The organism is Mitsuaria sp. PDC51, from assembly GCF_900113225.1.
Taxonomy (GTDB): domain Bacteria; phylum Pseudomonadota; class Gammaproteobacteria; order Burkholderiales; family Burkholderiaceae_C; genus Roseateles.
In genome coordinates this window covers 137,401-149,145 of record NZ_FOZE01000004.1, presented here as the reverse complement: position 1 = coordinate 149,145, position 11,745 = coordinate 137,401, and the positions used below count along the sequence as shown (strand labels likewise).

At 68.4% G+C, this 11,745-nt stretch carries 7 protein-coding genes; 4 read left to right on the top strand and 3 right to left on the bottom strand.

The window, feature by feature from the left end; translation table 11 throughout:
* Nucleotides 1-60: 60 nt before the first annotated feature.
* Complete coding sequence (locus tag BM393_RS24675) at nucleotides 61-696, bottom strand: response regulator transcription factor (RefSeq protein WP_091734133.1); 636 nt, start codon at nucleotides 694-696, stop codon at nucleotides 61-63.
* Entirely contained in the window at nucleotides 693-3,290 is a 2,598-nt protein-coding gene (locus BM393_RS24670; RefSeq protein ID WP_091734130.1) for a PAS domain S-box protein, read from the bottom strand. Before BM393_RS24670 ends, BM393_RS24675 begins: the two co-directional genes overlap by 4 nt.
* Nucleotides 3,291-3,614: 324 nt before the next feature.
* Here BM393_RS24670 and aceE point away from each other — a divergent pair, with 324 nt between their 5' ends.
* The 4 genes from aceE to BM393_RS24650 are packed head-to-tail and all read left to right on the top strand — an operon-like array spanning nucleotide 3,615 to nucleotide 10,777.
* Nucleotides 3,615-6,320: a pyruvate dehydrogenase (acetyl-transferring), homodimeric type gene (gene aceE / locus BM393_RS24665; protein WP_091734128.1), complete on the top strand. Its 2,706-nt coding sequence runs from the start codon at nucleotides 3,615-3,617 to the stop codon at nucleotides 6,318-6,320.
* A 24-nt stretch (nucleotides 6,321-6,344) separates the two neighbouring features.
* Nucleotides 6,345-8,045 carry a dihydrolipoyllysine-residue acetyltransferase gene (aceF, locus tag BM393_RS24660; protein WP_091734126.1) on the top strand — a complete coding sequence of 567 codons (1,701 nt, stop codon included), beginning with the start codon at nucleotides 6,345-6,347 and terminating at the stop codon, nucleotides 8,043-8,045.
* Nucleotides 8,046-8,060: 15 nt separating this feature from the next.
* Nucleotides 8,061-9,869, top strand: coding sequence for a dihydrolipoyl dehydrogenase (gene lpdA, locus BM393_RS24655; RefSeq protein WP_091734124.1), 1,809 nt, complete (start codon nucleotides 8,061-8,063; stop codon nucleotides 9,867-9,869).
* On the top strand, nucleotides 9,839-10,777 hold the full coding sequence (locus tag BM393_RS24650) for a delta(1)-pyrroline-2-carboxylate reductase family protein (protein ID WP_141225482.1): 939 nt from the start codon (nucleotides 9,839-9,841) through the stop codon (nucleotides 10,775-10,777). The genes lpdA and BM393_RS24650 overlap by 31 nt, the downstream gene beginning before the upstream one ends.
* A gap of 39 nt (nucleotides 10,778-10,816) precedes the next feature.
* On the opposite strand, the gene BM393_RS24645 is transcribed toward BM393_RS24650, so the two are convergent.
* On the bottom strand, nucleotides 10,817-11,683 hold the full coding sequence (locus tag BM393_RS24645; RefSeq protein WP_091734120.1) for an HDOD domain-containing protein: 867 nt from the start codon (nucleotides 11,681-11,683) through the stop codon (nucleotides 10,817-10,819).
* Nucleotides 11,684-11,745 lie beyond the last annotated feature (62 nt).

Sequence of the window (11,745 nt, the reverse complement as noted above, 5' to 3'; positions counted from 1 at the left end):
GAATGCAAAAGGCTGAATGCAAAAGGCCGCTTCGCAGCGGCCTTCGGATGGGACGTCGGATCAGCCCGCCTTGGCGGCCGCCGTGTTCGCGCCGAGCGCGATCTTCAGCAGATCGGCCACGGTGTTGGCGTTGAGCTTCTCCATGATGTTGGCGCGGTGCGCCTCCACCGTCTTGATGCTGATGCCCAGGTCGTCGGCGATCTGCTTGTTCAGGCGGCCGGCGACGATGCGCTCCAGCACCTGCGCCTCGCGCGTCGTCAGGCGCGACAGCAGGGCGTCGCGGCTGGCCGCTTCCTGCTGCGTCGCGAAGGCGCCGCGCGCCTGGTCCAGCATGCGCTCCACCAGCGACAGCAGCTCTTCTTCCTTGAACGGCTTCTCGATGAAGTCGACCGCGCCCTTCTTCATCGTCTGCACCGCCATCGGCACGTCGCCATGACCGGTGATGAACACGATGGGCAGCGGGCTCTTGCGCTCGATCAGCTTGTCCTGCAGTTCCAGGCCGCTCATGCCCTCCATGCGGATGTCGGCGATCAGGCAGGCCACTTCGCGCGGGTCGTAGCGGCTCAGGAAGCTCTCGGCGGAGTCGTAGCACTTGACCCGGTAGTCCTTGCCTTCCAGCAACCACTGCAAGGAATCTCGCACGGCCTCGTCATCGTCGACGACGTAGACATTACCCTTCTTCGGAATCAAGCTCATGGTGTTGCTGCGGTGTTGTGAGCAGTGCCCGTCCCCGGGTCGCCGCTCTTGTCGAGCGGAGCCAGCTGGGGCTCCGGACGCGGAATGTCCACGGGGATCGTGAACGCGAACCGGCACCCGACGATGGACGGGCCATTGTAGAGGTTCTCGGCGCGGATCCGACCCTGGTGGGACTCGATGATGGACCGGCATAACCCTAGGCCGATGCCCAATCCATCGGCCTTCGTGGAGAAGAAGGCCTCGTACATGCGCTCGATGACCTCGACCGGCAGGCCCGGTCCCATGTCGGTCACCGAGAACTCGATGTTGGCGCCCAGCTCCGCCGTGTGCTTGGGCACGACGCGCAGCTCGATGTGGCGGCGCGAGGGCGGCAGCGCCGCGTTGTCGATGGCCTCGGCGGCGTTCTTGAGCAGGTTCAGCAGCACCTGCTCGATCAGGATGGGATCGACCCGCATCACCGGCAGCCGCTGCGCGACGTAGGTGTGGATCTGCACGTTGCGCCGGCGCAGCTCGATGCCGGCGAGCTCGACCGCGTCCTCCACGATCGAGGCCGCGAACGCCGGCTGGCGCTGCGGCTCGCTCTTCTTCACGAAGGCGCGGATGCGATGGATGATCTGGCCCGCGCGCTGCGCCTGCTTGGCGGTCTTTTCCAGCGCGACGATCAGGTCGTCCTTCTGGATGTTGTCGTTGCGCACCCGCGAGACCATGCCGTTGCAGTAGTTGGTGATCGCGGTCAGCGGCTGGTTGAGCTCATGCGCGACGCTCGAGGCCATCTCGCCCATCGTGATCAGGCGGCTGGTGACCTGCGCCTTCTCGGCCTGCTGCTGCTGCTGGGCCTCGGCATGGCGGCGCGCGGTGATGTCGGTGGCGATCAGCATCTGCGCCAGGCGGCCGTCGGTCCACTGCAGGTAGCGGGCGCGGACGTCGAACCACATGTCGAGCTGCGCGATGAAGACCTCGCGCGAATCGCCGCCGACCTCGGTCAGGTGCTGCGCCGGCAGGCCGCCGTAGTCGTCGACGTCCTCGTCGGTCTCGAAGTTGGTTTCCTTGGTGCTGGTCGCGCCGGCCAGCTGCGAGCCCGCGAGCATCGCGTGCCCCTTGGGATCGGCGCCGAACCAGAGGCGGTAGCTGCGGTTGGCGAAGAGCAGCTCGCCCTGCTGCACCGACAGCACCGACACCGCCGCGTCCAGGCCTTCCAGCACCGTGGTGAAGCGCTCGTGCGACGCGGACAGCTGGTCGCGCACCCGCTTGGCCTCGGTGATGTTGGTCATCGAGGTCATCCAGCCGTTCTGCTTGCCCTTGGGGTCGATCAGCGGCGAGACATACATGCGGGCGTCGAAGATGCTGCCGTCCTTGCGCATCACCTTGACCTCGGAGCCGCCGGCGGGGCTGCGGCCCTGCATCTCCTGCTGCAGCAGGCGCAGGTTTTCCTCGTAGCGGTCGGGCGGCCAGTAGGGGAAGGGCGGCTTGCGGCCGATCAGCTCCGACTCGGCGAAGCCGGTCATCGCGCAGAAGGCCGGGTTGACGTAGCTGATGCGCGTCTCCAGGTCCATGGCGCGCATGCCGGTCAGCATGGAGTTCTCCATCGCGCGCCGGAAGTTGGTCTCGGCGGCGAGCGCGTTCTGCACCTGCGCGCGCCGGCGCATGTGCTTCCAGGTGCCCAGCAGCATCCAGACGGTCAGCACCGACAGCGCCATCACCATCCAGAACAGCGTGTTGGAGATCAGCCCGATCGAGGTCCGGTAGCCCTGGCCGCGCAGCACCAGCCCGGGGGCCGGCGCCATCGGCACCTCGTAGTAGATCGGCGCGCGCGTGATGCGCTTGCCCGGCATCGGCGTCACCGTGCTGGCGACGACCTGCTCGCGCGGATCGAGCACCGCCACCGCGTGACGCGAAGTCAGCTCGTTGGGCACCGAATAGCGCAGCAGGCCCTCCACCGCGTACTCGGCGATCAGCACGCCGGCGAAACCGGCGCGGTCGCTCAGCGGCAGCTGCAGCTGGAAGACGGTGGTGTTGTTGGCGTCGGCGAAGGAGGCCGAGTAAACCCGGGTGCGTCGGTCGCGGGCGCCCTGGAAGGCGCGCTCGGGCTCGCTGTTGGCATGGCCGTTGGGCATCGACGGGTCGCTGCCGTCCAGCGTCATCAGCGAGTCGGCCTGCTCGCCGATCGCCGCCACGCTGACGCGGCGCTCGCGGCGCGCGTTCAGCCAGGTGATGTGGGTGATCTCGGGGCGGTTGCGGGCGATCGCCATCGCGCGCTGCGTGAATTCGAGGTTGTCGATCGCGCGGTTGGCCAGGTCGCGCTGCAGCGGGATCAGGAAGTCCTCGTTCTCGATCAGGCGCGAGCGGATCTGCTGCTGCGCCATCTCGGTGTCGCGCTTGACGGCCTCGGCCTCGCGCTCGATCTCCTCGTTGCGCAGGTACCAGAAGGCCGAGACGATCGCCGCCAGGAACAGCACCACCGACAGCAGCGGGCCCAGCGTCGCGAAGCGGTCCTGCCGCGACGGCGACTGCCGCCGCCACCACGCCGAGACCAGGCGTTTGAGAGGGTTCAGGGCACGGCGCGCAAAGCCTTGGACATCGAGGCGGGACAACATGGGCGCGATTATCCCGGCGCCTTTGGTGCGACCCGGCTCCGGCGGCCCCGGGCATTCCCGATCCGGGCATTCCCGGATCGCATCGTGAAAGACATCCATCACGAAACCCCGCTGAAAACGCCTTGGAAATTTCACGATACGGAAACGCATCGCGCTATTTGGAAAATCCACGGCTTATGCGACACTCCGCCGCCATAGCCCTTCTGGAGGGTGCCGACGCATGCGTGTTTCCTCAAGCTCGGGCAGGATTGCCTGTTCGGAACGGACACCGCGCCGCGCGACCCGCCCGTCCGAAGGCCGTGATTGAGACACAGGAGACAACACATGTCCGCGCAGCCCCAGTCGTTCCTCGGCGCAGCCGCCAATGACACCGACGCTCTCGAAACCAAGGAATGGCTGGACGCGCTGTCCGCCGTCATCGGCGAGGAGGGCGGCGAGCGCGCGCACTTCCTGCTCGAGACCTTGATCGACCACGCGCGCCAGGCCGGCATCGACGTGCCGTTCTCGGCCACCACCGCCTACGTCAACACCATCCCGGCCGACCAGGAAGAGCGCTTCCCCGGCAACATCGACATGGAAGAGCGCCTGCGCGCCTTCATGCGCTGGAACGCGATGGCGATGGTGGTGCGCGCCAACCGCCTGCATCCGGAAGACGGCGGCGACCTGGGCGGCCACATCTCCAGCTTCGCCTCGCTGGCGACGATGCTGGGTTGCGGGTTCAACCACTTCTGGCATGGCGACGATGGCGTGCACGGCGGCGACCTGCTCTACATCCAGGGCCACAGCGCGCCCGGCATCTATGCCCGCGCCTTCCTGGAAGGCCGCATCACCGAGGAACAGCTGAACAACTTCCGCCAGGAAGTCGACGGCAAGGGCCTGTCGAGCTACCCGCACCCGAAGCTGATGCCGGAGTTCTGGCAGTTCCCGACGGTGTCCATGGGCCTGGGCCCGCTGATGGCGATCTACCAGGCGCGCTTCCTGAAGTACCTGCATGCGCGCGGCATCGCCGACACCTCCAAGCGCAAGGTCTGGGTCTTCCTGGGCGACGGCGAGATGGACGAGCCGGAAAGCCTGGGCGCGATCGGCCTGGCCGCGCGCGAGAAGCTCGACAACCTGATCTTCGTCGTCAACTGCAACCTGCAGCGCCTGGACGGCCCGGTGCGCGGCAACGGCAAGATCATCCAGGAACTCGAGGGCGAGTTCCGCGGCGCCGGCTGGAACGTCATCAAGCTGATCTGGGGCTCCTACTGGGATCCGCTGCTGGCGCGCGACAAGCAGGAGCTGCTGCGCAAGGTCATGCTGGAGACGCTGGACGGCGACTACCAGGCCTACAAGGCCAATGACGGCGCGTTCGTGCGCAAGCATTTCTTCGGCAAGCATCCGGAGCTGCTGAAGATGGTCGAGAACATGTCCGACGAGGACATCTGGCGCCTGAACCGCGGCGGCCACGACCCGCAGAAGGTCTACGCGGCCTACCACAAGGCGGTGAACACCGTCGGCCAGCCCACCGTCATGCTGATCAAGACCGTCAAGGGCTACGGCATGGGCAAGATCGGCGAGGGCAAGAACACCGCGCACCAGACCAAGAAGCTGCAGGACGAGGACATCAAGGCCTTCCGCGATCGCTTCAACATCCCCATCCCGGACAGCGAGCTGGCCAAGATCCCGTTCTACAAGCCGGCCGACGACACGCCCGAGATGCAGTACCTGCACGAGCGCCGCAAGTCGCTGGGCGGCTACCTGCCCAAGCGCCGCCCGCAGGCCGAGGAAGCGCTGAAGGTGCCCGACCTGGCCACCTTCCAGGCCGTGCTGGACCCGACCGCCGAGGGCCGCGAGATCTCGACCACGCAGGCCTACGTCCGCTTCCTGACCACGCTGCTGCGCGACAAGGAACTGGGCCCGCGCACCGTGCCCATCCTGGTCGACGAGGCCCGCACCTTCGGCATGGAAGGCCTGTTCCGCCAGATCGGCATCTACAACCCCGCGGGTCAGAACTACACGCCGGTCGACAAGGACCAGGTCATGTACTACCGGGAGGACAAGGCCGGCCAGATCCTGCAGGAAGGCATCAACGAGGCCGGCGGCATGGCCAGCTGGATCGCCGCGGCGACGTCGTACTCGACGAACAACCGCGTGATGATCCCGTTTTACGTCTACTACTCGATGTTCGGCTTCCAGCGCATCGGCGACCTGGCCTGGGCCGCCGGCGACATGCAGGCGCGCGGCTTCCTGCTGGGCGGCACCTCGGGCCGCACGACGCTGAACGGCGAAGGCCTGCAGCACGAGGACGGCCACAGCCACATCCTGGCCGGCACCATCCCGAACTGCATCAGCTACGACCCGACCTTCGCGCATGAGGTGGCGGTGATCCTGCACTCGGGCCTGAAGCGCATGGTCGAGAACCAGGAGAACGTCTACTTCTACCTGACGCTGCTCAACGAGAACTACCCGATGCCCGGCCTGAAGGCCGGCACCGAGGAGCAGATCCTCAAGGGCATGTACCTGCTGGAGGAGGCCGCCGCCCAACCGCTGACGGTGAACCTGCTCGGCTCGGGCACCATCCTGCGCGAAAGCCAGGCCGCCAAGAAGCTGCTCGAGGCCGACTGGGGCGTGGGCGCCAACGTCTGGTCCTGCCCCAGCTTCAACGAGCTGGCCCGCGATGGCCAGAACGCCGAGCGCTGGAACCTGCTGCACCCGACCGAGCTGGCCTGCGTGCCGTTCGTGACGCAGCAGCTGAGCAAGGTGCAGGGGCCGGTGATCGCGTCGACCGACTACATGAAGAACTACGCGGAGCAGATCCGCGCCTTCATCCCGGCGGGCCGCTCGTACAAGGTGCTCGGGACCGACGGCTTCGGCCGCAGCGATTTCCGCTCCAAGCTGCGCGAGCACTTCGAGATCAACCGCCATTACATCGTCGTGGCCGCGCTGAAGAGCCTGGCTGACGAAGGCAAGATCCCGCAGGCCAAGGTCGCGGAAGCCATCAAGAAGTACGGCATCAACGTCGACAAGATCAACCCGCTGTACGCATAAGCGCAGGACTCGGAGACAACCCAAATGGCATTGGTGGAAGTCAAGGTTCCCGACATCGGGGACTTCAAGGACGTCGCGATCATCGAGCTGCTGGTCAAGCCCGGCGACACGGTGAAGGCTGAGCAGAGCCTGGTCACGGTCGAGTCCGACAAGGCCTCGATGGAGATCCCGTCCTCGGCGGCGGGCGTCGTCAAGGAAGTGAAGGTCAAGCTCGGCGACAAGCTGAACGAAGGCGACCTGATCGTCGTGCTGGAAAGCGACGCCGCCGCGGCCCCCGCGCCGGCCGCTGCCGTGCCGGCCTCTGCGCCGGCTCCCGCGGCCGCCGCCCCGGCGCCGCAGGCCGCGCCCGCTCCGGCCCCCGCGGCCGCAGCCGCCCCGGCCGCATCGGCCGGTCCGGTCGACATCGTCGTGCCGGATATCGGCGACTTCGACGAAGTCGCGGTGATCGAGGTGCTGGTCAAGGTCGGCGACACGGTGAAGACCGAGCAGAGCCTGATCACCGTCGAGTCCGACAAGGCCTCGATGGAGATCCCGTCGTCGCACGGCGGCGTGATCAAGGAGTTGCTGGTCAAGCTGGGCGACAAGGTGTCCAAGGGCACGAAGATCGCCGTGATCGAGGCCACCGGTGGCGCTGCCTCGCCGGCACCCGCCGCTGCCGCGCCCGCCCCGGCGCAAGCCGCGGCGGCACCGGCTCCGGCCACCGCGAGCGCCCCGGCCACCGCGCCGGTGGAGCGCCAGGTCCCGACCGCCGCGCTGCCCCCGCACGAGCCGACCAAGCCCACCGGCAAGCTGCCGCACGCCTCGCCGAGCATCCGCAAGCTCGCGCGCGAGCTGGGCGTGCCGCTCGAGGAAGTGAAGGGCTCCGGCGCCAAGGGCCGCATCACCGAGTCCGACATCCAGTCCTTCGTGAAGGCCGTGATGGCCGGCACCGCGCAGACCTCGGCGCAGAAGGCGGCCGCGCCGGCCGGCGGCGCTGCCGGTGGTGGCGCCTTCCCGGGCCTGCTGCCCTGGCCCAAGGTCGACTTCGAGAAGTTCGGCCCGGTCGAGCGCAAGGACCTGTCGCGGATCAAGAAGATCAGCGGCGCCAACCTGCATCGCAACTGGGTCACGATCCCGCACGTCACCAACCACGACGACGCGGACATCACCGAGCTGGAAGCCTTCCGCGTCCAGCTGAACAAGGAGAACGAGAAATCCGGCATCAAGGTGACGATGCTGGCCTTCATGATCAAGGCGACCGTCGCGGCGCTGAAGAAGTTCCCCGAATTCAACGCCTCGCTGGATGGCGACACGCTGGTCCTGAAGAACTACTTCCACATCGGCTTCGCGGCCGACACACCCAACGGGCTGGTCGTGCCGGTGATCCGCGATTGCGACAAGAAGGGCATCTTCCAGATCAGCCAGGAGATGTCGGAGCTGGCCAAGAAGGCCCGCGACGGCAAGCTCGGCCCGGCCGACATGACCGGCGGCTGCTTCTCGATCTCGTCGCTGGGCGGCATCGGCGGCACCTACTTCACGCCGATCATCAACGCGCCTGAAGTCGCGATCATGGGCGTGTGCAAGTCGCAGACGCGGCCGGTGTGGGACGGCAAGCAGTTCGCGCCGCGCTTGATCCTGCCGCTGTCGCTGAGCTGGGACCACCGCGTCATCGACGGCGCGGCCGCAGCCCGCTTCAACGTGTACTTCGCCTCGCTGCTGGCCGACTTCCGTCGGATCGCGCTCTGATCGGAAGGACCTGACATGGCATTGGTTGAAGTCAAGGTTCCCGACATCGGGGACTTCAAGGACGTCGCGATCATCGAAGTCCTGGTCAAGGTCGGCGACACGATCAAGCAGGAGCAGAGCCTGGTGACCGTCGAGTCCGACAAGGCCTCGATGGAGATCCCGTCCTCGACGGCCGGCGTGGTCAAGGAGCTCAAGGTCAAGCTGGGCGACAAGATCAACCAGGGCGACCTGATCGTCGTGCTGGAGAGCGATGCGGCGGCAGCGCCCGCGCCAGCGGCCCCTGCGCCGGCTCCGGCCGCAGCGGCGCCCGCTCCGGCGGCCGCACCTGCGGCGCCGGCCCCGCAGGCCGCCACCTACACCGGCCCCGCCGAAGGCGAGTACGACGTGATCGTGCTCGGCGGCGGTCCCGGCGGCTACTCCGCGGCGTTCCGCGCGGCCGACCTGGGCCTGAAGGTCGCGCTGGTCGAGCGTTACGCGACGCTGGGCGGCGTCTGCCTGAACGTCGGCTGCATCCCGTCCAAGGCGCTGCTGCACGTCGCGGCGGTGATGGACGAGGTCAAGCACTTCGCCGATCTGGGCGTCGAGTTCGGCGAGCCCAAGGTCGAGCTCCCCAAGCTGCTCACGCACAAGAAGAAGGTCATCGGCAAGCTGACCGGCGGGCTGGCCATGATGGCCAAGATGCGCAAGGTCACGGTCGTGCGCGGCTACGGCTCGCTGCTGGACGCCAACCACCTGTCGGTGGAGGAGACCGGCGGCGAGGGCCAGGAACGCACCGGCAAGACCCAGACGCTGAAGTTCAAGAAGATCATCCTGGCTGCGGGCTCGCAGGCGGTGCGCCTGCCCTTCATGCCGAACGACCCGCGCGTGATCGATTCGACCGGCGCGCTGGAGCTCACGAGCAAGCCCAGGCGCATGCTGATCGTCGGTGGCGGCATCATCGGCCTGGAGATGGGCACGGTGTACTCGACGCTGGGCGCGCGCCTGGACGTCGTGGAGATGCTGCCCACGCTGATGACCGGCGCGGACCGCGACCTGGTCAAGGTCTGGCAGAAGATGAACGCGCCGCGCTTCGACAACATCATGTTGAACACGAAGACGGTCGCGGCCGAAGCCACGCCCGAAGGCATCAAGGTGACGTTCGAAGGCGAGGGCGCCCCGAAGGAACCGCAGGTCTACGACCTGGTGCTGCAGGCGGTGGGCCGCACGCCCAACGGCAGGAAGATCGGCGCGGACAAGGCCGGCGTCGTGGTCACCGACCGCGGCTTCATCCCGGTCGACGTGCAGATGCGCACCAACGTGCCCAACGTCTTCGCGATCGGCGACATCGTCGGCCAGCCGATGCTGGCGCACAAGGCGGTGCACGAGGGCCACGTGGCGGCGGAAGTCATCGCCGGCGAGCTGCTCGGCGACGACGCGCTGGCCAAGTCGCGCTTCGACGCGCGCGTGATCCCCAGCGTCGCCTACACCGATCCGGAAGTGGCCTGGGTCGGCGTCACCGAGGACGAGGCCAAGGCGCGTGGCATCAAGGTCAAGAAGGGCCTGCTGCCGTGGACCGCCTCGGGCCGCGCGATCGCCAACGGGCGCGACGAGGGCTTCACCAAGCTGCTGTTCGACGAGGAGACCCACCGCATCATCGGCGGCGGCATCGTCGGCACGCATGCGGGCGACATGATCGGCGAGATCGCGCTGGCGATCGAGATGGGCGCGGACGCGGTCGATATCGGCAAGACCATCCACCCGCACCCGACGCTGGGCGAGTCGATCGGCCTGGCCGCGGAAGTCGCGCACGGCTCGTGCACCGACGTGCCGCCGCCGCGCAAGTAAGCCTCGGGCAGGAAGTCGACGAGCGGATGCTGGTCCTGGACGCCGCCGCCACCGCGCGGGCGCTGCCGTGGTCCCTCCTGATGGAGGAGATCGCGCTGGTGTGCCGCGAGCATCGCGATGGCCGCCTGACCTGTCCGCCGCGGCAGGTCCTGCCGCTGCGTCAGGACGGCGTGCTGCTGGTGATGCCTTGCCTGAGCGACACGCTGTCGATCACCAAGCTCGTCAGCGTGCATCCGCTCAATGCCTCGCTGGGCCTGCCGACGATCTCGGGCGAGGTCGTCGTCATGGACAGCCGCACCGGCCAGCGCCTGGCGGTGCTGGACGGCCCCGCGCTGACGGCGCGCCGCACCGCCGCGGTCAGCATGCTGGCGCTGCAGCACCTGGCCCGCGAGGCGCCGCGCCGCGCGCTGGTCGTCGGCGGCGGGGTGCAGGCGCGGGCCCATGTGGAAGCGCTGCAGGCGCTGCATCCGCAGGCCACCATCCATGTCCAGGGCCATCAGGCGGAGCCGGGCTTCGTCGAGGAACTCGGCGTCGAGCCCCTGCCGGCCGAGTCCCAGGCGCGCCACGCCTGGGACCTGATCGTCTGCGCCACGACCAGCCGCGTGCCGGTGCTGCGGCCCGGCGTCGGCGAGGGGGCGGTGGTGATCGGCGTCGGCGCGTTCCGCGACGACATGGTCGAGTTGCCGCCGGAGCTGGTCCGCGGCGCGCAGGTGTGGGTCGACGACCCGGTCGGCGCGCAGGCCGAGGCCGGCGACCTGATGGCGGCCGGCCGCTTCGAGCCGCAGGCCTCGATCGAGGACCTGGTGATGGGCCAGCGGCCCGTCGACGACGGTCGCACGCGGCTGTTCAAGAGCGTCGGCTGCGCCCGCTGGGACCTGGCCGCGGCGCGCGTCGCGGTGCGTGGCTGAAGCGCCCCGGGCGCCCCGGGTGACGCCCGCGTGAGGTCCTCAGGCCTCGTCCAGCCTCGGACGCAGCGCCTCGTCCCACTGCTCGAGCTCGTCCTCCGACAGGTGCAGCCAGGCCATCGCCGCCGCGCGGTTGGCGGCCCAGTCGACGTCCTCGTCCAGGCCTTCGTGCCGGCGCATCAGGTGCTCGGCGATCAGGCCGGCGGCAATGAGCGTGCGGACTTCGGGCTCGACGCCTTCATCCCGCAACGCGTCGAAGTCGTGGTGCAGCCGGATCGCCGTCATCAGCTCCGGCGCCAGGTGCCACACCTTGATCACCAGCGCGCCCACGACCGCATGGTCGGTGCGGTGATTGACGTTCTCGGTGGCGATGAAGGGCCGGTCGATGCGGGCGGCGGCCTCGACCATGGTGGCGCCGTAGCCGCGCACGCTCTGCAGCAGCACCGGCATGCCGACGTGGCAGAACAGGCCGTAGCTCTGCGCCAGGTCGACCCGCATGCCGGGCAGCTGGCCGGCGATGAAACCCATCGCGATCGAGCGTTTGGTGGAGCGCTGCCAGAAGCGCAGCAGGTGCGGGCTGTTGACCGGGATCGCGTGACGGACCAGGAAGGCCTGCATCAGCGCCGCGCTCTCGTCCAGGCCGAGCCGGTACATCGCCTGGCCCACGGTGGTGCAGGGCACGTGGCCTGCCACCAGGTGCAGCGGGCTGTTAGCCACGCGCAGCAGGGTGGCGGACATGGCGACGTCGGCGGCGGCGATGCGCGCCACCTCGTTGAGGTCGGGCTGCGGCTGGTCCATCGCCGCGCGCAGGCGCTGCAGCAGCTCGGGACAGGGGGGAATCTGGATCTGGCGCAGCGGTCCGTTGGCGCGCGCCTGGTCCAGTTCCTGGCGGATGGCATGGGTCTTCATCTGAGCGCCGGATTATCCCGGCCGCTCCCCGGGCGCCGCGTGAAGGCGGTGCGGCAAATTGC

What these genes read in the sequence shown, in the direction of transcription:
- BM393_RS24675 (WP_091734133.1), bottom strand. Translation starts at nt 696, where the DNA reads ATGAGCTTGATTCCGAAGAAGGGTAATGTCTACGTCGTCGACGATGAC.
- BM393_RS24670 (WP_091734130.1), bottom strand. Translation starts at nt 3,290, where the DNA reads ATGTTGTCCCGCCTCGATGTCCAAGGCTTTGCGCGCCGTGCCCTGAAC.
- aceE (WP_091734128.1), top strand. Translation starts at nt 3,615, where the DNA reads ATGTCCGCGCAGCCCCAGTCGTTCCTCGGCGCAGCCGCCAATGACACC.
- aceF (WP_091734126.1), top strand. Translation starts at nt 6,345, where the DNA reads ATGGCATTGGTGGAAGTCAAGGTTCCCGACATCGGGGACTTCAAGGAC.
- lpdA (WP_091734124.1), top strand. Translation starts at nt 8,061, where the DNA reads ATGGCATTGGTTGAAGTCAAGGTTCCCGACATCGGGGACTTCAAGGAC.
- BM393_RS24645 (WP_091734120.1), bottom strand. Translation starts at nt 11,683, where the DNA reads ATGAAGACCCATGCCATCCGCCAGGAACTGGACCAGGCGCGCGCCAAC.